Source organism: Streptomyces sp. KR55 (assembly GCF_052245645.1).
In the GTDB taxonomy this organism is placed as follows: Bacteria; Actinomycetota; Actinomycetes; order Streptomycetales; family Streptomycetaceae; genus Streptomyces; species Streptomyces flavusporus.
This window is the reverse complement of sequence record NZ_JBQQCE010000160.1, coordinates 1-19,699: the sequence shown is the minus strand read 5'-3', so window position 1 is coordinate 19,699 and position 19,699 is coordinate 1. Positions and strand designations below refer to the sequence as shown.

The following is a 19,699-nucleotide window of genomic DNA, read 5'->3' as shown; positions in this document are numbered from 1 at the left end:
CTGCAGCACGCCGTCGAAGCCGTTCTGGGAGATGCTGCCCTGGTTCCACTGGTAGAGGCCCTCGGTCTGCTGGGGGAACAGCAGGAGGAGCCCTTCGGTGATGGCGGTGAGGCCGAGGGTGAGAGCGCTGCCGGCGAGTACGAGCCGGACGGTGCCCGCGCCCAGGCCGGACAGGCCGAGCACGACGGCCGCCGCCGCGAGGCCGCCGACGAACGCGACGCCGGAGGAGGCGAACAGCGGGAGCGAGACACCGGTGACCGCGGCCAGGCCGAGGGTCAGGTAGGAGCCGGCGTTCACCGCGAGGGTGTCGGGTGAGGCGAGGACGTTGCGGCTGACCGCTTGCAGGGCGGCGCCCGCCATGCCGAGGACGGCCCCGACGAGCAGCCCCGCGGTCGCCCTCGGCAGCCGGGAGGCGATGACGACGGAGGCGTCTGCCGGGTCGGCCCGGCCGGTGAGCGCCTTCCACACCTCACCGGCGCCGACGGCGGCCGTGCCCTGTGTGATGTCCACGACCGCGAGGGCCGTGACCAGCAGGGCCAGAGCGGCCGTCACCGCGGCCGCGCCCGTCCGGGACGTGGCCGCCGACGGACGGGTGGCGGGAGTTGTCGCGGTGACGGCCATGGCGCTACTTCGTCAGCTCGCCGACGAGGGCGTCGACGTAGGCGCCCATCGACTCCTGGCCGCCGAACATCCAGATGCCGTCGGACAGTCGGTGGACGTTGCCCTTCTTCACGAACGGCAGCGAGGTCCACACCTTGTCCTTGGCCAGGGCGCCGGTGAACGGAGTGCTGCTCTTGTCCCCGTCGTTGCCGATGTAGGCGAACTGCACGTCGTCGCTCAGCTTGGTGAGCCCCTCGACATCAGTGGTGCCGAGCCCGTAGTCCTTGTCGCCCTCGACGGTCCAGGCGTTCTTCAGGCCGAGCTGCTCGTTGACCGCGCCGATGAGCGAGCCGCTGGTGAAAGGCCGGATCGAGACCTGGTTGGAGATGTCGTAGCCGTCGGCGAAAGCGAGTTCCGCGCCGTCGAGACCGGCGTCCGCAAGGGCCTTCTTGCCCTCGGCGACCTTGGTGTCGAACTCGTTCTTGAGCTTCTCGGCCCGCTCGGTGGTGCCGGTGGCTTTGGCGATGAGGTCGAGGTTCTTCGTCATCTGCCCGATCGGGTCGGAGGCGTTGGCGGACCGCACCTCCAGGACCGGGGCGACCTTGCGCAGCTGCTTCACGGCGGCCGGCGGCAGATCGGTGCTGGCGACGATGAGGTCCGGCGACAGGGCGGCGATGGTGTCCATGCTGGGCTCGCCGCGGGTGCCGATGTCCTTGGGCTCGTTCTTCAGCGGGACCACGGTGTCCCAGGTCTTGTAGCCCTTGACGTCGGCGACGCCGACCGGGTCGACACCCAGCGATATCAGGAGCTCGACTTCGTGCCATTCGGTTCCGACGACCTTCTTGGCCGGCCCGTCGAGTTCGACCTTCGCACCGGAGGCATCGGTGAGCGTGATGCCCTCGCCGGCCTTCTTCGCGTCGTTGCTGTCGGCGGCGGGCTCGGTCGTGCCGCAGGCGGTCAGGGCAAGGGCCGCGGCGGTGGCGGCCGCCGCGGTCATCAGGAGGCGTCTCATGAGGGTGTGGTGAGCCTTTCGCTTCGCGTGTGGTGTCGGCCGATCGCGCGGGTGCGCAGCCGGCCCGTGACGGGGTCGGTGTCGACCTCGACGCGGATGCCGTACGTGTCGGTCAGCCGCTCCGGTGTCAGTACGTCCTGGGGGAGGCCGTCGGCGACGACCCGTCCCTTGTGGAGCAGCACGATCCGGTCGGCGACGGCCGCAGCCTGGTCGAGGTCGTGCAGGACGGCACCGACGGCGATCCCGTGCTCGTCCGCCAGGTCGCGGACGAGGTCCAACAGCTCGATCTGGTACCGCAGATCGAGATAGGTCGTCGGCTCGTCGAGAAGCAGCACACCGGTCTCCTGCGCCAGGCAGCCGGCCAGCCAGACGCGCTGGAGCTGCCCTCCGGACAGGTGCTCGACGCCGCGCTCGGCGAGCTCAGTGACACCCGTCATGGCGAGCGCACGGTCCACCGCCGCCCGGCCGTCCGGATCCGCCTTGCCCCAGCGGCCCCGGTAGGGGTAGCGGCCGAACTCGACGACATCCCGTACGGTCAGCCCGCTGGGGGTGGGGCGCCCTTGGGTCAACAGGGCGACATGGCGCGAGAACTCACGAGATGTCAGAGTCAGGCCGTCGATGTCGGCGTCGATGACGAGCGTGGCGGTCCGGGGCCGCTGCAGCCGTGCGAGCGTACGCAGCAGCGTCGACTTCCCGCTGCCGTTCGGACCCACCAGGACGGTCACCTCGCCGGGCCGCAGCGCCAACGACGCGTCATGCACGACGTCCACGCCCTCGTACGCCACGGTGACACCCGTGGCCGACAGTTCATGGCCGCGGGGACGCATGGCCGCAGAGATCTCATCACCGGCTTTCACGGCAGGTAGGTTAGCCTACCCTTAGGGACTGCCGTGAAGAGGGAGTGGTGGCCAAACGCAAGACGAAATTGCGCCAGGCTCGGAAATGCTTCGCGTCGAGGGCGGTGCATGGTGGTTCAGGAGCCGTCGCAGTGGGTCAGCACCTCGGGCGGCGCGTAGCCGGTGCCGTCGAGGAGCTGAACGCCTCCTGACGCGGTGTCCGTACCGGGGTGTCGGCTCCAGATGGCAGGTGCGCAGCGCTGCCGGGGCCCTCGGGGCGGCGAGGGCCCCGGCGGTGGCCGTCGGGGCGGTTCTGGCCCGGGGTCAGATCCAGGTGGGCACGTGGCCCTCGGCGTAGCGGGCGCCGAAGCCGCCGTGGGGGAGGATCTCGTCGATCGCGGCGAGGTCGGCCTCGGTCAGGGTGACGTCGGCGGCGCCGGCGTTCTCCTCGATGCGCTTGGGGCTGCGGGTGCCGGGGATGGGCACGATGTGCTCGCCGCGGGTGAGCAGCCAGGCCAGGGCCAGTTGGGAGACGGTGATGCCCTTGGACGCGGCCAGGTCGGCGAGGCGGTTGACGGCCTCGACGTTCTTCTCGAAGTTGCCGGGCTGCCAGCGCGGGTCGGAGTTGCGTATGTCGGTGGCGTCGTATGCGCCGGCGGGCTTGGCGGTGCCGGTGATGAAGCCGCGGCCCAGCGGCGAGTAGGCGACGAAGCCGATGCCCAGTTCGTCGAGGGTCGGGAAGAGCTGCTCGACGTCCCGCTCGAACAGGGAGTACTCGGTCTGCAGGACGGAGACCGGCTGCACGGCGTGGGCCTTGCGGATGGTCTGCGGGCCGGCCTCGCTCAGGCCGAAGTACTTGACCTTGCCCGCGTCGATCAGTTCCTTGACGGTGCCCGCGACGTCCTCGATGGGCACGTCCGGGTCGACGCGGTGCTGGTAGAGGACGTCGATGTGGTCGACGCCGAGGTGGCGCAGGCTGTTGTCGGTGACCTTGCGGATGTTGTCGGGGCGGCTGTTGAGGCCGAAGCCCTGCTCCGACCGGGAGGACAGGTCGAAGCCGAACTTGGTGGCCAGGACCACCTCGTCGCGGAAGTCCTTGACCGCCTTGCCGACCAGGATCTCGTTGGAGCCGGTGCCCCAGCCGTAGAGCTCGGCGGTGTCGAAGAAGGTGACGCCCAGGTCGTGGGCGCGCCGGATGGCGGCGATGCCCTCCTGCTCGTCGCCGGGGCCGTAGGCCATCGTCAGGCCCATCGAGCCGTAGCCGATCGCCGAGACGGTCAGGCCCTGGCTGCCGAGTGTCCTGTGCTGCATGACGCACTCCTCAGGTCAAACCAAAATGTTTGCTTTTACCGTACGTCCTGCCGACGGCCTTTACCAAACAAGACTTTTTGGTTAGGTAGTCTTAAGACATGACCTCTTCGACCGGCGCAGACTCGACCCGCGACCGCATCGTCACCGCGGCAAGGGCCGAGTTCGCCCGGTACGGGATCGCCGGCGCGCGGATCACGCGTATCGCCAAGGCGGCGAAGACCAGCACGGAACGCCTCTACGCGTACTTCCGCAGCAAGGAAGAGCTCTACCGGTTCGTCGCCGAAGAGGAGATGGCCGCGGTGGCCGAGGCGACCCGCCTGGACCCCACCGACCTGCCCGAATACGCAGGGCGGGTGCACGACTACTTCCTGCGCCACCCCGACCGCTTCCGGCTCATGAGCTGGGGCCGCATGGAGTTCGCGGGCGACGCCGCCGACGCCGCCACCCAAGAAACCGTCCGCCGCAAGGTCGAGCAGCTCCGCAAGGCCCAGGAAGCCGGCCACCTGGATCCCGCCTGGGAACCCATCGACATCCTCGTCTTCGTCAACCAGATCGCCATGGCCTGGGCCGGCCAGCTTGATCTCGTCGATGCGGCCGCCGACCAGGTCCGTGACCCCTCCCTGGCGGCCCGCCGCGCCGCCGTCGTCGCGGCCGTTCAGCGTCTCTTTCCTGCCACGGCGAACGGCACCGCCGACGGCACGGACTGATCATCTCGTGGTGCGATTTCACCCCAGCCGGGTGCCCTTCGGCTTCCACGGCAGCTGGGCCGACCACCTCACCCTGGACCGAGTCATCGCGGCCCATCGTGGCGAAGGTCGGTAGCGACGCTGCGTCGGAGCCGTCCCTCGGCCGGCTCCGACGACCGCCCCGTCGGCCTCGAGGCCGTCGTGCAGGTGGGGTGAGGAGGCCGCCGGTCAGGTCGGTCGGCTGGGGCACCTGGGGTGTGACCCGGATACGGCAGAAACCTGCCACGGGATGATCTTGGAGAACTGGCACTCTTCTGCGTGTGCCGTTAACGAGCAGCCGAGGAAGTGCCAAGTAACCCCCGGGTAGCTGGGACTGCCGCTCACTGCTGCATCCTCGGGTCCTGGGTCGGATTGGCGTACATGCGCGGGCAACCACGATCGATCGCATTGGTGCGCAGTTCGTAGTGCCAGGGTTCGTTCCTGTAGATCTGGCACAGCCCGTACTCGGCACCATGTTCGGACAGCCACGCCGTCGCATCGGAGCGCCCGATGTCGACCGCGTCCCCCGACACGTGAGGAGACGTCGCCGCGGTGGCCACCCATCGGGCAGCTTCCTCTTCCGAGCCGTACTTCGAGACCGCCTCACGAAGAAGCTGATTCTGGCGCTCTGGGGAACGCCAGCCGCTGTTGACGTAGAACTTGACGCCGTCGTCAGCGGCATCCGTCGCCGCTTCGCGCAGGGCCTGGAGCAGCTCGGGGTCGAGGTTGGCTACGCCGGGATACCCGTCATCAAACACTGTCACGCCGTCAGGGACGGCGCCGTCAGCCTCGCCCAGTGCACCCTTGCGGTCTGCACGCTTGTGGTCGCCGGGAGGAGTGTCGATGGGTGCTGATGCGGTCGAGGAGGGTGGCGCGGTCGAGGGAGGTGATGCGGTCGAGGAGGGTGGCGCGGTCGAGGGAGGTGATGCGGTCGAGGACTTCGGCACTTGGTAGCCGAGGGCTGCGGTGATCGCTGCTGTGACGACTAGCAGGCCGACGACAAGGAGCCAGCGAATCCGGCGGGTCGTTGTTGGTGCTGATGGTGGGGTTCGAGTCATACCGCCAGTCAAGGCAGCGTGGTGTTGCCGGCATGTATGTGGTTTTCGATATGCCGACGATATGCGCCGGCTCGTAGCATTCGGAGCATGCGTGTGTTGATCGTCGAGGACGAATCCTTTCTGGCAGAAGCCATCCGCGATGGCCTACGCCTGGAAGCGATCGCGGCCGACATCGCAGGTGACGGCGAGACCGCTCTGGAACTGCTGAGCATCAACGCCTACGACATCGCCGTCCTCGACCGCGACGTCCCCGGACCGTCCGGTGACGAGATCACCAAACGCATCGTCGCCTCCGGCAGTGGCATGCCGATCCTGATGCTCACTGCTGCCGACCGGCTCGACGACAAGGCCTCCGGGTTCGAGCTCGGCGCCGACGACTACCTCACGAAGCCGTTCGAGCTGCAAGAGCTCGTGCTCAGGCTCAGAGCACTCGACCGCAGACGCGCGCACAACAGGCCGCCCATGCGAGAGATCGCAGGCCTGCGTCTGGATCCGTTCCGCCGCGAGGTCTACCGCGACGACCGTTACGTCCCGCTCACTCGGAAACAGTTCGCCGTGCTTGAAGTCCTCGTCGCCGCCGAAGGCGGTGTCGTCAGCGCCGAAGAGCTACTGGAACGCGCGTGGGATGAGAACGCCGACCCGTTCACCAACGCCGTGCGGATCACCGTCTCGGCACTGCGCAAGCGTCTCGGCGAACCCTGGATCATCGCCACCGTGGCCGGCGTCGGCTACCGCATCGACACGCAACCACAGGCCGGACATGAGGGAGGCGAGCGTGGATAGAGCACCTGGTTTGAGCGTTCGCCTCAAACTCACCCTCAGCTACGCCGCGTTCCTCATGCTCGCAGGCGCCTTGCTGCTCGCGGCCGTGTGGCTGTTCCTTCTGCGTTACGTCCCCGAGCGTGCGCTCATCGACCCCACTACCACCGACCTTCATGGTGTTTTTCCCGTCCGGTCCAACCTCCTGCACGCTTTCGCCCCAGCGGCAGCCACAGCACTGGCGTTCCTGCTGGTATTCGGTCTGCTGGGAGGGTGGATCCTCGCCGGCCGGATGCTCGCCCCGCTGACCCGCATCACCGACGCCACCCGCCTGGCCTCGACCGGATCGCTCTCCCACCGGATCCGGCTACCGGGCCGCAAAGATGAGTTCCGCGAACTCGCCGACGCCTTCGACACCATGCTCGCGCAGCTCGAAGCGCACGTCGCCGAGCAGCAGAGATTCGCAGCCAACGCCTCCCACGAACTGCGCACCCCGCTGGCGATCTCGAAGGCGCTACTCGACGTGGCCCGCACCGATCCGAACCGCGACGCCGGCGAAGTCATCGACCGCCTCCACACCGTCAACACCCGAGCGATCGACCTTACAGAGGCACTGCTCCTGCTCAGCCGCGCCAACCAGCGGTCCTTCACCCGAGAACGCGTCGACCTGTCCCTCATGGCGGAAGAAGCCACCGAAACACTCCTCCCCCTCGCGGAAAAGCATGGCGTCATCATCGAGACCTGGGGCGACATCACCCCCACGATCGGATCGCAAGCGCTCCTGCTGCAGCTGACCACGAACCTCGTGCACAACGCGATCGTCCACAACCTGCCTGAACAGGGCACCGTGTGGGTGAATACCAGCGTCCGCCCCAAGACTGTGGTGCTCACTGTCGAAAACACCGGCGAGAAGCTCACCCCACAGCTGGTCTCGACACTCACCGAGCCATTCCAGCGCGGCACCGAGCGCATACACGCCGACCACGCAGGCGTCGGCCTCGGCCTGGCCATCGTCAAAACCATCACCCAGGCACACGACGGAACGCTCACCCTCACCCCGCGCTCTGCCGGCGGGATCCGCATCACTGTGGAACTACCCGCGATGTCCCCGCACGCCGACAGGTGAAGAATCAGGGAATTGATGCGCGGCCTTACAGTAAACCTGCGACAAGAGCACTGGGGGCAGGGGTCTGAAATCCCCACAGAAGCCACCATCATTATTTCGAGAATATCGAATCCATTCGGACGTCTCCGGCGTCCTTCTCCGGACGCATGCACGACCCATTCGGCTTCCATTCCGGGGCCTCGCGGCGGCACGGCTCCCATCAGAACCGATGGCGGCTGATGACAGGGTTTGATGACAGCTAGGCCGGATCCGTCCACAGGAGCGGGGAGCATCATGGCCGATCCGGTCTACAAGCGGGTGTCGACCGACCAGCAGTCGACCGGCCGTCAGAACCTCGTTCTTGCCGAGGCCGGGATCAAGGACCCGGTGACGTTCGAGGAGGAGGCCGGCACCTCCAGCCGCCTCCACCCGCTCCAGCGCCCGAAGTTCGGCGAGCTGCTCACGTACGCGCGGCCGGGCGACACCGTGCACATCTCCGAGATGTTCCGCCTTGTGCGAGGCACGCAGCACATCCTCGACGTGCTGGACGTCCTGCACCAGGGCCGCCTCGCCCTGCGCATCCACGGCGGCGCGTTCTCCGCGATGGACCTCACCGCACGCCACCCGCGCACCGGAGAGCTGCAGTCCACCGTGAAGTTCACGGTGCAGCCCCTCGCGGCCGTCGGCGAACTCCATCGGGACCTCCAGCGGGAACTGACCTACGACGGGCTGCGAGCCGCCGAGGCCAAGGGCAACAAGGGCGAGCGCCGTCCGGCCGTCAAGGACGAGAAGACCGACGCCGTGCGCGCCGCGTACCTGGGCGGCCAGACCATCGCCGGCCTCGCCCGCGAACACGACGTCAGCCGGGGCGCCATCCGCACCGCCATCGCCGACCTCATGCCCGAGTACACCGCCGGCCACCAGGACACCCAGGCCCCGGAACTGTCGGTCACCCTCGACATGCCGGGCAAGGTCGCCGACTTCCTGCGTGCGGCCGAGCTGGAGCCCGTCGAGCAAGCCGCGCTGCCAGCCGCTCGACGCCGCCTCGGCGATCCCGGCACAGCGCAAAGCCCGCCGCGAATACGCGGACCGCATCAACGCCCTTGCGGCCACCATCGGACCATGATCAATCTCAGCGCCAACCACGATTCGATTGATTCCCGAGGCCGAGGTGGCGGTGTACCGAGGCCGACCGCCGCAGCGGCCGTCTGCCTGTGCGCCTCGGCCACCGCCCAGGGCTGCTGACCGGCGTACCGCGGGCGGCTCAGCGTGCCCCTACCGGGGCCGGTCGGGGTCGGTCTGACGACGCTCCGGCCTCAGCGCGCCACCAGCGGCGCGACGCCAGTGCGGCCAGCCCGGCGCCGGCGGTGTTGAGCAGTACGTCGTCCACGGAGGACACCCGGTCCAGCCGCAGGACGTACTGCGCGGCCTCGAGCAGGACCGAGCAGCCCGCCGCGAGCGCCAGGATCCGCGGTACCGACGCCAGCGCCGCGAACCGCAGCGGGGCGAAGAACCCCAGCGCCGCGAACACCAGCAGGTTGCCGACGACCTGGCCCGTCGCCATCGCGAGCAGGTCCCGCAGCGGTACCAGGCTCACGACGGCGCCGGCCTCGTCGCCCGGCAGCATGATGATCCAGACCCACGGCACCGTCCCGTAGACGATGCCGACCTCGGCCAGCGACATCCGCCACGCCGGCGTGGTGCCGGCGGCACTCCGACGGCGTGCCAGAGCCCACACCGCCAGCGCGGCCAACGGCAGCGCGGCCACCGTGATGAGTGCCACGCCGTTGAACGTACCGACCCAGACGTGCCACACCGGCCTGCGCAGCGGCATGGACAACATCTTCAGTACCGTGTCGACCGGGCCGAACGCAGCGATCGCTGCACCGAGGATCGCCAGACTGACGATCACGATCCTGCGCGTACGACGGGCTGGGGCTGACAGTGATGTGCTGTGGTCCATGCCGCCAGTGAAGACGGAAGACTGTATCGCGGGCGTATGCGTTTTTCGATGCGCCCGCGATACACGGAATCCCCGGCATCACGGAAGCGGCGCAAGCCAGCAGTGAGACGTTGCCGACGCTGGTGATCGCGACAGCCCAGCTACCGCAGGTGCTGGACGACTCGTCCGTGAACATCGCACTGCCGAGCATCCAGGACGAGCTCGCCGTCACGCCCGCACATCCCGCCGGACCGACTCCGGAACCCTGCTTCTCGTCGGCGAGCCCGTACGTCGCTGGCGCCACCGCGCCCGACGCGAATAACGCACCGGCTTCGGCGTCGTCTTTCAGCAGCCCAGGCTCTCCGCGGACCCCCCGGCTGCGCCTCGCGGACCTGATCGCCGAACCCCTGCGCGCCACCGGCCGACGCGAGGAAGCACTCGGCCGGGTCGCCGAGTTGGCCGAAGCCATGGGCCTGACCCCCGACCTGCTGACCCGACACCCCCACGAGCTCGGCGACGCCCAGGACGGGTGCGGGCCTCAACTGCCGGCAGAGCGACCGGGAACAGCCCGGTCCCGGCCCAAAGTCCCAGAGAAGTCCCAGAGATGCCGCCGCACTCGTCCCGAACTTGCATTCGTGCAGGTCAGGCAGGGTGCGGCGGCATTCGCGATTCAGATGTCCCGGAAGATCTCGATCTGCGCCCCGATCGAGTTCAGCCGCTCGGCCAGATCCTCGTAACCCCGGTTGATGACATACACGTTGCGCAGTACGGACGTGCCCTCCGCCGCCATCATCGCCAGCAGGACGACGACCGCGGGGCGCAGGGCCGGCGGGCACATCATCTCGGCGGCGCGCCAGCGGGTCGGGCCCTCGACCAGGACGCGGTGCGGGTCCAGCAACTGGAGGCGGCCGCCGAGGCGGTTGAGGTCGGTCAGGTAGATCGCGCGGTTGTCGTAGACCCAGTCGTGGATGAGGGTCTTGCCCTGTGCGGAGGCCGCGATCGCCGCGAAGAACGGCACGTTGTCGATGTTCAGGCCGGGGAACGGCATCGGGTGGATCTTGTCGATCGGCGCCTCCAGCTTGGAGGGCTTGACGGTGAGGTCCACCAGCCGCGTACGGCCGTTGTCGGCGACGTACTCGGGCGTCCGGTCGTGGTCGAGGCCCATCTCCTCCAGGACCGCGAGCTCGATCTCGAGGAACTCGATCGGCACCCGACGCACCGTCAGTTCCGACTCCGTGACGACGGCGGCGGCGATCAGGCTCATCGCCTCGACCGGGTCCTCGGAGGGGGAGTAGTCGACGTCGACGTCGACGTTCGGCATGCCGTGCACGGTGAGCGTGGTGGTGCCGATGCCCTCGACCTTGACGCCGAGCGCCTCCAGGAAGAAACACAGGTCCTGGACCATGTAGTTGGAGGAGGCGTTGCGGATCGTCGTCACGCCGTCGTGGCGGGCTGCGGCCAGCAGCGCGTTCTCGGTGACCGTGTCCCCGCGCTCCGTCAGCACGATCGGGCGGTCGGGGCGGACGGAGCGGTCGACCAACGCGTGGTACTGGCCCTCCGTCGCCGCGATGTCCAGGCCGAACCGGCGCAGCGCGATCATGTGCGGCTCGACGGTCCGGGTGCCGAGGTCGCAGCCGCCGGCGTACGGCAGCTTGAAGCGGTCTATGCGGTGCAGCAACGGGCCGAGGAACATGATGATGGACCGGGTACGGCGGGCCGCCTCCGCGTCGATGGCGTCGAGGTCGAGGTCGGCCGGCGGCACGATCTCCAGGTCGATGCCGTCGTTGATCCAGCGGGTGCGCACGCCGATGGAGCCCAGTACCTCCAGCAGGCGGTACACCTCCTCGATGCGGGCGACCCGACGCAGTACCGTGCGGCCCTTGTTGAGCAGCGAGGCGCACAGCAGTGCCACGCACGCGTTCTTGCTCGTCTTCACATCGATGGCCCCGGACAGCCGGCGACCGCCGACCACCCTGAGATGCATCGGGCCCGAGTAGCCCAGGGAGACGATTTCGCTGTCCAGGGCTTCACCGATACGGGCGATCATCTCAAGGCTGATGTTCTGGTTGCCGCGCTCGATGCGATTGACGGCGCTCTGGCTGGTTCCGAGCGCCTCGGCAAGCTGCGACTGTGTCCAGCCCCGGTGTTGCCGGGCGTCACGGATGAGCTTGCCGATGCGTACGAGGTAGTCGTCTGCCATGGGGTTGAGGTTATCTCAGATATGAGATGGCACCTGTTGGGGGGTCCATTCGGGTGACGGCATGTCAACGTCGTCGCTGAGAACGGGTTTGAGGCCGCCCGAAAGGTCCGGCAAATCCACCGATGTCGTACGACGTCCTGGGCTGCATGCCTGCCTCCGTTCGGGGTTGTCCGGGTGAACCCCGTCCCCCTCGGTTACCCCTGCTTGGCGCACTGAAAGGCGGAAAAAGGCGGAAAGCGGTTCGGGGTCATCGTCGCCAGAGAACATCACAGGGAGGCCGGGCATGACCATCCCGGCCCCATGTACTAGAGTTATCTCGACATCGAGATATCTGCCGAGGCGCACCTCGGCCGCCACCCAAGTAAGGGTTACCTAACTTAGCCTTACCTTAGCGGATTGGCCAAGACGGCGTGGCGGCAGGATGCGGTGGTACGCGCACATGAATGAAGGAGACTGTCGTGTCGGCGAACAGCTTCGACGCCCGCAGCACGCTGCAGGTGGGCGACGAGTCGTACGAGATCTTCCGCCTGGACAAGGTGGAGGGCTCGGCCCGGCTCCCCTACAGCCTTAAGGTCCTGCTGGAGAACCTGCTCCGCACCGAGGACGGCGCGAACATCACCGCCGACCACATTCGCGCCCTCGGCGGCTGGGACTCGCAGGCCCAGCCCTCGCAGGAGATCCAGTTCACGCCGGCCCGCGTCATCATGCAGGACTTCACCGGCGTTCCCTGTGTCGTCGACCTCGCCACCATGCGTGAGGCCGTCAAGGAGCTCGGCGGCGACCCGGCGAAGATCAACCCGCTGGCCCCGGCCGAGCTGGTCATCGACCACTCCGTCATCGCCGACAAGTTCGGTACCAACGATGCCTTCCAGCAGAACGTCGAGCTGGAGTACGGCCGCAACAAGGAGCGCTACCAGTTCCTGCGCTGGGGCCAGACCGCGTTCGACGAGTTCAAGGTCGTCCCGCCCGGCACCGGCATCGTCCACCAGGTCAACATCGAGCACCTGGCCCGTGTCGTCATGGTCCGCGACGGCAAGGCCTACCCCGACACCCTGGTCGGCACCGACTCGCACACCACGATGGTCAACGGCCTCGGCGTCCTCGGCTGGGGCGTCGGCGGTATCGAGGCCGAGGCCGCGATGCTCGGCCAGCCGGTCTCGATGCTCATCCCGCGCGTCGTCGGCTTCAAGCTGACCGGCGAGCTGAAGCCCGGCACCACCGCCACCGACCTGGTGCTGACCATCACCGAGATGCTCCGCAAGCACGGCGTGGTCGGCAAGTTCGTCGAGTTCTACGGCGAGGGTGTGGCCGCCACGAGCCTCGCCAACCGCGCCACCATCGGCAACATGTCGCCGGAGTTCGGCTCCACCGCCGCGATCTTCCCGATCGACGACGAGACCCTGAACTACCTGCGCCTGACCGGCCGCTCCGAGCAGCAGGTCGCACTCGTCGAGGCATACGCCAAGACGCAGGGCATCTGGCTGGACCCGGCCGCCGAGCCGGACTTCTCCGAGAAGCTGGAGCTCGACCTCTCCACGGTCGTCCCGTCCATCGCCGGCCCGAAGCGCCCGCAGGACCGCATCGTCCTCGCCAACGCGGCCGAGCAGTTCAAGCAGGACGTCCGCAACTACGTCGACGAGGTGGACGAGGCGGGCAAGGAGTCCTTCCCGGCCTCCGACGCCCCGGCCGTCCACCCGAACGGTGCGCCGTCCAACCCGGTCCCGGTCACCGCCCCCGACGGCTCGACCTACACGCTGGACCACGGCGCCGTGACGGTCGCCGCCATCACCTCCTGCACCAACACCTCCAACCCGTACGTCATGGTCGCCGCCGCGCTGGTGGCCAAGAAGGCGGTCGAGAAGGGCCTGACCCGCAAGCCCTGGGTCAAGACCACCCTCGCCCCGGGTTCGAAGGTCGTCACCGACTACTTCGACAAGGCGGGCCTGACCCCGTACCTCGACAAGGTCGGCTTCAACCTCGTCGGCTACGGCTGCACCACCTGCATCGGCAACTCCGGCCCGCTGCCGGAGGAGGTCTCCAAGGCCGTCAACGACCACGACCTCGCCGTCACCTCGGTCCTCTCCGGCAACCGCAACTTCGAGGGCCGCATCAACCCCGACGTCAAGATGAACTACCTGGCGTCCCCGCCACTGGTCGTCGCCTACGCGATCGCCGGCTCCATGAAGGTGGACATCACCAAGGACGCCCTGGGCACGGACCAGGACGGCAAGCCGGTCTACCTGTCCGACATCTGGCCGTCCGAGGCCGAGGTCAACGACGTCGTGGCGAACGCCATCGGCGAGGACATGTTCAACAAGTCCTACTCCGACGTCTTCGCCGGCGACGCCCAGTGGCAGGCGCTGCCGATCCCGACCGGCAACACCTTCGAGTGGGACCCGGAGTCGACGTACGTCCGCAAGCCCCCGTACTTCGAGGGCATGACGATGGAGACCACCCCGGTCTCCGACATCTCGGGCGCACGCGTCCTCGCCAAGCTGGGCGACTCGGTCACCACCGACCACATCTCCCCGGCCGGCGCCATCAAGGCCGACACCCCGGCCGGCAAGTACCTCACGGAGCACGGCGTCGAGCGCCGCGACTTCAACAGCTACGGCTCCCGCCGCGGCAACCACGAGGTCATGATCCGCGGTACGTTCGCCAACATCCGCCTGCGCAACCAGATCGCGCCGGGCACCGAGGGCGGCTACACGCGTGACTTCACGCAGGACGGCGGCCCGGTCTCCTTCATCTACGACGCCTCGCAGAACTACCAGGCTGCCGGCATCCCGCTGGTCGTCCTGGCCGGCAAGGAGTACGGCTCCGGCTCGTCCCGCGACTGGGCGGCCAAGGGCACCGCCCTCCTGGGCGTCAAGGCCGTCATCGCCGAGTCGTACGAGCGCATCCACCGCTCCAACCTCATCGGCATGGGCGTGCTCCCGCTGCAGTTCCCGGAGGGCCAGTCCGCCGAGTCCCTCGGTCTGACCGGCGAGGAGACCTTCTCCATCTCCGGCGTCACCGAGCTCAACGAGGGCACCACGCCGCGCACGGTCAAGGTCACCACCGACACGGGCGTCGAGTTCGACGCGGTCGTCCGCATCGACACCCCCGGTGAGGCCGACTACTACCGCAACGGCGGCATCATGCAGTACGTGCTGCGCAGCCTGATCCGCAAGTAAGCCGCAACCGGGCTCACCGGTACGGGTCGTTCGGGCCGCAACCCTCACAAGGGTTGCGGCCCGACGCGTTTCCTGTTGCCCGCCCCACTGGCAACAGGAAACCCCCGGCGCTCGCCGTACATCCCCACCACCCGGTTGGCACAATGCCGTTTGGGCTTGAGCGGTCGGTCAGTCCGTGCCACGCTCCGAGTTCGTCTTCCTGTCATCCGGGGCGGTGAGGCACACCACGAGCAGCCGCTTCGAGATCGTCGAAGCCCTCGCATTAGGCCTCTCGGTCATTCCCGTACTCCTGGACCGGACACCGCGGCTGGTCCCGGCCGACGCACCCGAGCCCCTCGGCGCACTGCCCGAGTTGCAGAACCTGACGCTGGACCACCGGCACCCGGACGACGGGATCGACCGCATCGCAGAGGCGATCGTCACCGAGGTGCCCGCACTGGGCACGAAACCGAACAGCAGCCGGCGCGGCCTCGGGAACCGGCCGACAGCCGCCGACGGCGCCTTCCGGGGAAACCTCTTCCTCGGCAGAACCCGTGTGGACGGGGATGTCGTCGGCGGTGACAAAAACGTCTGGGGAACGGGCGAGCGGCATGGCTGACCAGCACGCCGTCCACTCCCCGGACGAACCGCGGGACTCGGACGCGCCAGACGCCACAGACCCGCCCGGCGGCGACAGCCACGCCGCCCGTCACGAGGAACCGCCAGCGGACGGCCTCGGCGCCCGGCTGGAGGACGAGGCACACGCTCGGGACCTCGGCGATTTCGTCACCTCGCTCGAACAGGCCCTGGCACCCTTCCTGTCGTCCGGGCCCGTGTCGGTGAACGGGAACTTCTTTCTGGGCGAGACCCGGTTGCGGGACGCCGTGGGCGGCGACAAGTACAGCGCCGCCGAGGCCATGACCTTCTCCGGCCGGGTCGACAGTGGCGGGATGCCTGCCCATGTGCTTCGAGAGATCCGGGCCACGTTCGTGGAGCCCGGTGCCAACGACAGCTGGAACAACGGCTGGCGACGACGGCCGTGATCCTCCACCGGGTTCCCTCCGGACGGGGAGCCACCACCAGCGCCCTGCGGGGCCTGGATCGCCTGAGCAAGGGCGACGTCTGGAAGCTCAACCCGGAGGTTCGGATCGGCTCGCTGCGCGTCGAGCGCCTGGAGGAGGGCGGCGGCTGCTTCGTCGAGTCGCTGGAGCCCGAACAGGCCGCGGCGCTGCGCCCCTTCCATCTCGAACGGCTGTCGGCCGAGCTGAAGGAGCGGCAGTGCCACCTGATCGTCAGGCTCGCTCCGGCGGTTCCGCTCCCGGAGCGCGGGACGCTCGACGAGTGGCTGTTCGACGCCGACCCCGAACCACCGGATGCCCATGAGCTGGTGCGGTGCCACGTCGCCCGGCACCTGGACGTCGACCGGCACGACGCGAGGCTGGCGTTCCTGCGGCACGCCGAGGGGCGGGATCTGATCGACACGGCGGTCACCGACGGGCTGCCCGTCCGGCGGATCGCCGACCTGTCCACGCTCCTCACCTTGGTCGGCCGGGGGCTGGCGGAGGTGTCCGACGTCCGGGACCGGTTCTCCCCGGACACGCTCGGTCTGGACTCCGGGACACAAGCGCACATCGCCGCACGGACGCTGAAGAAGCGGGCCAAGGAAAGCCGTGAGCAGGAGCACGAGGCCAAGCTGGCGGAGGCCGACTTCTCCGCGATCGAGGAGGACGTCGCATACCGGCTTCGCAAGCGCCGCAAGCAGGAGGAGCTGGAACTGGAGAGGATGCACGAGGAACACCGCATAGCCCTGCAGACCATGCGTATGGAGTTCTACGACCATGCGCTCCAGGACGAGCGGTACGGACTGATCAAACTCCGCCTCGAACGGTCACCGGACGACGTCGACGGTGTCATCGAACTGGTCCAGCGGCACCGGCAGATCCCCTGGGAAGAGGCGCGAGCGTTCCTCGCGACCGCGATCGACGGCGGTCTCGTGGGCACGAGGGACGTGGCGGGACTCGTCTACCAAGCGGCGCAGACGCTCACCGACGGGATGCGCGAGGGCGGCCTGCGGCCCGGGAACCGCCCGGAACTGCAGCGGCCCGCCTCGGACGGGGACGAGAGGAAGTACTCCGACGCCGGGTCCGTGCAGAAGGCTCAGGGCGAACGGGCGATGCCGGGTGACGCGGAGAAGGGCGAGCAGGATGAGTACCCTGTCTGACTCCCCCGTGCCGGACGCGTCCACCATGAGCCCGCTGACCGACCTCCCCGTCGTCGGGCCGGCGGTCGGCTGGGTCGACGCCGCGCTCAACGACTTCGGCTGGGCGCCGGCCGTCAACCAGCTGATCGAGCTGGTCCTGCTGGCTGTCGGGGGCTACCACGCGGCCCGTTGGATCATCGGCCGTGCCGTCCCCTGGCTCGCCGGCTTCCTCGTCGGCCCCGTCAACGGACTCGTCGACGGAATGCGGGCCGTCTGCCTCCTCCCCGACCTGGCCGTCGCCAGGACGGCGCGGCTGACCAACGCCCGGCCGCCCGCGCTGCTTTATTCGTACGGCAACGCCGTACTCAACGCCGCCGATCATGTGCAGTCGGCCGTCCGCAAGGGCCTGCCGACCCTCGCCGTCATCGGCCGCTGGCCGGGCAGGCTCACCTGCGTCACCCTCGTCCTGGCCTTCGCGTACTGGAACGCCGCCTACTGCACGGGCGTTGAGAGCCGACGCTGCGAGAGCCCGACTGCCCAGTGGGTTGGTTCCGCCAAGTCGCTGTTGGAAGCCGAGGAGGACGCAGGGGAGCAGGGGGAGAACAAGGCCGGCAACGACAAGGGGAAGAGCCGGGAGAAGGGCTAGCCGCGTTCGCGCGGGCGGAATACGGGCATGCCGCACAGCACTTGCAGCGGCCCGCGACCGGTGCCGCGATACCGCCCGCGCGAATCCCATGGGACGGGACCAGGCTGAAGACAGGATTCCCCCAGCGGACGGGGACACGATCGGTACATGTCCGCCATCTCCGGGTCCCGAACCGGCCGAATCCGGGTGCTGATCGTCGACGACGAGTCAGGCCTTACCGAACTGCTGTCCATGGCCGCCGCCCCGCCGGGCCGGCAGCCCTGCCCGGCGGCGGAGAGGAAGCATCGAAGTCGTCAGCGAACCGGGCCGTACGGAGTTCACGGTGGTACTGCCGATGCCCGGAGAGGTGACCGGGCGTCTGCGCTGTCACAAGCCGGTCATCGATGCCAGAAAACGCAGTGCCTGAGCGTCGTCCTCGGCATTTCCACTCGTGCGGATGTGGGGGTGCTCCGCATCGAACGTGGCGACCTCGCGGCAGGCGGCCTCTGCCTCGGCGGCGGCGGCCGCCAGGTCTTCCGGAGACCGCCGTCCTTCCGCAACGTAACTTCGCATGTTGAGAAGATCTTGCAAGGCCTTGTCTCTCCCGCGGGCCAACTGTCTGCGCTGTTCGACCAGGACGGTGCGGTCGTCCGCTTCATGGGGTGAAGTCACCGCGCCAGCTTCCCATGAGGGCCGTCGGACATCGGCGGGAATGACGAGACCGGCGGACGGCGGGTGTTCGACGGTGGGCCACGGTGAGGAACGGGTGTTCCTCCATGTCGTCCCGAACGGGCCGGCCCGGAACCGGCCCGTCGGGCAGAGGGCGGGCAGAAGGCCCCAGAGCTACGGAAGTTTCACGAAGGGCGACAGGAACGCGCGAGCGCCCGGGGTGTCCAGACGGTACGTCACGTTCGTCGCGTAGCACGGTGTGTCGCCCGTGATCGTGGTGGCGGCCAGGACGTTGCGGCCGCCGATCACCGCGAAGTTGGGGCCGCCCGAATCGCCGTAACAGGCACCGCCGTTGCCCTGTGGCGCGGTCATCGCGAGGCGGACCCAAGCGTCGTTGAGGGCGTCGAAGGTGACGGGTGCCTTCATCCGAACGCCGCCGCCGGGGTGGGTCTGGCCGCCGGAGCCGTTCACCGCCTCCTGGGTGCCGTACCCGGCGACGAACCAGTCGGTCGAGTTCAGCCCCTGCGGGCCCAGCGCGTCGAGCTGGCCGGCCTTCGGCAGTGTCGCCGGCGTGAAGGACCAGCGGGCCTTCATCTGCGCGGCGGGCAGTTCGACCACCGAGATGTCGTGCGTGTCGGAGGCGGGCCCGGGGAAGTCGGGGTGGCTGTGGGCGGCGCCCTGGACGGCTACGGCGTTGGCCTGGGCGGCCGGGTTGCCCGGATACTTCTTGGCGGCGGCGTCCAGTCCGGACTGCACGTCCTGATCCAGCGAGACGTAGAACTTCACGTTGTCGGGCCAGTCGGTGGTGCAGTGCGCGGCCGTCAGGAACGTGTCCGCGTCGATCATGGTGCCGGAGCAGACCCAGTCCACCCGGTCCGGGGTCGCCGGGTTGTCGTCGTTGTCCCACGTCGCGACGAGCGCGCCGACCTCGGTGCGTTCGGGGGCGGGCGTCGCGTTGTAGGAGTTGATGGCCGAGGACGGCAGCGCGGTGGTGAGCACGGCCGCACAGGCCGCCACGGTGACGGCGGTGGCGCGTATGGCTGACAAGAGACCTACCTCTTCTGCAGGTGTGAGCAGGTGTTCTCCTGTGGGAGGTGGGCCAAGTGAAGCGCCTGGGGCGGACTGCGGCAAGAGCGTGACCGCCCCCGCGCCGGCCGGCGGGCGCCCTGCCCCACCACCACGTCAGCGTGGCGGTGGGGCGGGACGCAAACGCAGCGTCACCGCCGGTGGCGCCTGTTACGCAAGCCCATCGCTCAGCGATGGGTGGTTGACGAGAGCAGTTCGACCTCGGCAACGGTCGCCTCGCCGTCCAGGACCAGGCGGTACTTCTCGTACGTACCCGGTGACCCCACGGAGAACGCGCGGGTCTGTCTGTCCCAGGTGAAGGACTCCCCGGAGCGACTGTCCAGGGTCCGCCAGGTGGTCCCGTCGGACGAGCCCTGGAGGGTCCAGCCGGTCGGGGCCTTCGTGCGGTCGGCCGACGACGTCAGCGTGTACTGCAC

19 protein-coding genes and 1 pseudogene are annotated in these 19,699 nt (G+C 68.6%); 11 read left to right on the top strand and 9 right to left on the bottom strand.

Going from position 1 to position 19,699, the window contains the following annotated elements:
- The 4 genes from ACTWQJ_RS23490 to ACTWQJ_RS23475 form a co-directional block, all read right to left on the bottom strand.
- Window positions 1–621, bottom strand: a 621-nt coding sequence (locus tag ACTWQJ_RS23490; RefSeq protein WP_443308573.1) for an iron chelate uptake ABC transporter family permease subunit, incomplete at its 3' end; no start/stop codon positions are given.
- Between the two features lie 4 nt (window positions 622–625).
- Complete coding sequence (locus tag ACTWQJ_RS23485; protein ID WP_443308572.1) at window positions 626–1,612, bottom strand: ABC transporter substrate-binding protein; 987 nt, start codon at window positions 1,610–1,612, stop codon at window positions 626–628.
- Window positions 1,609–2,439: an ABC transporter ATP-binding protein gene (locus ACTWQJ_RS23480; protein WP_443308574.1), complete on the bottom strand. Its 831-nt coding sequence runs from the start codon at window positions 2,437–2,439 to the stop codon at window positions 1,609–1,611. Before ACTWQJ_RS23480 ends, ACTWQJ_RS23485 begins: the two co-directional genes overlap by 4 nt.
- 333 nt (window positions 2,440–2,772) lie before the next feature.
- On the bottom strand, window positions 2,773–3,759 hold the full coding sequence (locus ACTWQJ_RS23475; protein ID WP_443308571.1) for an aldo/keto reductase: 987 nt from the start codon (window positions 3,757–3,759) through the stop codon (window positions 2,773–2,775).
- 98 nt (window positions 3,760–3,857) lie between these two features.
- Between ACTWQJ_RS23475 and ACTWQJ_RS23470 the strand changes: the two genes are divergently transcribed.
- A complete protein-coding gene (locus ACTWQJ_RS23470; protein WP_443308570.1) occupies window positions 3,858–4,466 on the top strand; it encodes a TetR family transcriptional regulator in 609 nt (202 codons plus the stop codon).
- Between the two features lie 359 nt (window positions 4,467–4,825).
- Here ACTWQJ_RS23470 and ACTWQJ_RS23465 read toward each other — a convergent pair whose 3' ends face one another.
- Window positions 4,826–5,542 carry a M15 family metallopeptidase gene (locus ACTWQJ_RS23465; RefSeq protein WP_443308569.1) on the bottom strand — a complete coding sequence of 239 codons (717 nt, stop codon included), beginning with the start codon at window positions 5,540–5,542 and terminating at the stop codon, window positions 4,826–4,828.
- 87 nt (window positions 5,543–5,629) lie between these two features.
- Here ACTWQJ_RS23465 and ACTWQJ_RS23460 point away from each other — a divergent pair, with 87 nt between their 5' ends.
- The 3 genes from ACTWQJ_RS23460 (at window position 5,630) to ACTWQJ_RS23450 (ending at window position 8,651) form a co-directional block, all read left to right on the top strand.
- Window positions 5,630–6,325 carry a response regulator transcription factor gene (locus ACTWQJ_RS23460; RefSeq protein ID WP_443308568.1) on the top strand — a complete coding sequence of 232 codons (696 nt, stop codon included), beginning with the start codon at window positions 5,630–5,632 and terminating at the stop codon, window positions 6,323–6,325.
- Complete coding sequence (locus tag ACTWQJ_RS23455) at window positions 6,303–7,427, top strand: sensor histidine kinase (RefSeq protein ID WP_443308567.1); 1,125 nt, start codon at window positions 6,303–6,305, stop codon at window positions 7,425–7,427. Before ACTWQJ_RS23460 ends, ACTWQJ_RS23455 begins: the two co-directional genes overlap by 23 nt.
- A 273-nt stretch (window positions 7,428–7,700) precedes the next feature.
- Window positions 7,701–8,651, top strand: a complete 951-nt coding sequence (locus ACTWQJ_RS23450; RefSeq protein ID WP_443308566.1) for a recombinase family protein — start codon at window positions 7,701–7,703, stop codon at window positions 8,649–8,651.
- A 19-nt stretch (window positions 8,652–8,670) separates the two neighbouring features.
- Here ACTWQJ_RS23450 and ACTWQJ_RS23445 read toward each other — a convergent pair whose 3' ends face one another.
- Window positions 8,671–9,369, bottom strand: coding sequence for a VanZ family protein (locus ACTWQJ_RS23445; RefSeq protein ID WP_443308565.1), 699 nt, complete (start codon window positions 9,367–9,369; stop codon window positions 8,671–8,673).
- Between the two features lie 226 nt (window positions 9,370–9,595).
- On the opposite strand from ACTWQJ_RS23445, the pseudogene ACTWQJ_RS23440 reads away from it, so the two are divergent.
- Window positions 9,596–9,872 (top strand): annotated as a pseudogene (locus ACTWQJ_RS23440) (ABC transporter ATP-binding protein); the annotation flags it as partial.
- Between the two features lie 146 nt (window positions 9,873–10,018).
- Here the strand turns inward: ACTWQJ_RS23440 and ACTWQJ_RS23435 are convergent.
- Window positions 10,019–11,548 carry a helix-turn-helix domain-containing protein gene (locus tag ACTWQJ_RS23435; protein ID WP_443308564.1) on the bottom strand — a complete coding sequence of 510 codons (1,530 nt, stop codon included), beginning with the start codon at window positions 11,546–11,548 and terminating at the stop codon, window positions 10,019–10,021.
- A gap of 458 nt (window positions 11,549–12,006) precedes the next feature.
- Here ACTWQJ_RS23435 and acnA point away from each other — a divergent pair, with 458 nt between their 5' ends.
- The 6 genes from acnA to ACTWQJ_RS23405 all read left to right on the top strand — a co-directional run bounded on the left by acnA (window position 12,007) and on the right by ACTWQJ_RS23405 (window position 18,194).
- Window positions 12,007–14,724 carry an aconitate hydratase AcnA gene (gene acnA / locus ACTWQJ_RS23430; RefSeq protein WP_443308563.1) on the top strand — a complete coding sequence of 906 codons (2,718 nt, stop codon included), beginning with the start codon at window positions 12,007–12,009 and terminating at the stop codon, window positions 14,722–14,724.
- 214 nt (window positions 14,725–14,938) lie between these two features.
- On the top strand, window positions 14,939–15,322 hold the full coding sequence (locus ACTWQJ_RS23425) for a hypothetical protein (protein WP_443308562.1): 384 nt from the start codon (window positions 14,939–14,941) through the stop codon (window positions 15,320–15,322).
- Window positions 15,315–15,746: a hypothetical protein gene (locus ACTWQJ_RS23420; RefSeq protein WP_443308561.1), complete on the top strand. Its 432-nt coding sequence runs from the start codon at window positions 15,315–15,317 to the stop codon at window positions 15,744–15,746. Before ACTWQJ_RS23425 ends, ACTWQJ_RS23420 begins: the two co-directional genes overlap by 8 nt.
- Window positions 15,743–16,924, top strand: coding sequence for a hypothetical protein (locus tag ACTWQJ_RS23415; protein WP_443308560.1), 1,182 nt, complete (start codon window positions 15,743–15,745; stop codon window positions 16,922–16,924). Before ACTWQJ_RS23420 ends, ACTWQJ_RS23415 begins: the two co-directional genes overlap by 4 nt.
- The gene (locus ACTWQJ_RS23410; RefSeq protein WP_443308559.1) at window positions 16,908–17,549 is read left to right on the top strand and encodes a hypothetical protein; all 642 of its coding nucleotides are present in this window, start codon (window positions 16,908–16,910) and stop codon (window positions 17,547–17,549) included. The genes ACTWQJ_RS23415 and ACTWQJ_RS23410 overlap by 17 nt, the downstream gene beginning before the upstream one ends.
- A 147-nt stretch (window positions 17,550–17,696) precedes the next feature.
- Window positions 17,697–18,194 (top strand): hypothetical protein, encoded by a 498-nt coding sequence (locus ACTWQJ_RS23405; RefSeq protein WP_443308558.1) that lies wholly within the window; start codon window positions 17,697–17,699, stop codon window positions 18,192–18,194.
- Window positions 18,195–18,371: 177 nt separating this feature from the next.
- Here ACTWQJ_RS23405 and ACTWQJ_RS23400 read toward each other — a convergent pair whose 3' ends face one another.
- Window positions 18,372–19,244 carry a trypsin-like serine protease gene (locus ACTWQJ_RS23400; protein WP_443308557.1) on the bottom strand — a complete coding sequence of 291 codons (873 nt, stop codon included), beginning with the start codon at window positions 19,242–19,244 and terminating at the stop codon, window positions 18,372–18,374.
- Window positions 19,245–19,450: 206 nt separating this feature from the next.
- Window positions 19,451–19,699 (bottom strand): hypothetical protein (locus tag ACTWQJ_RS23395; RefSeq protein WP_443308556.1); only part of this gene is annotated, 249 nt, incomplete at its 5' end.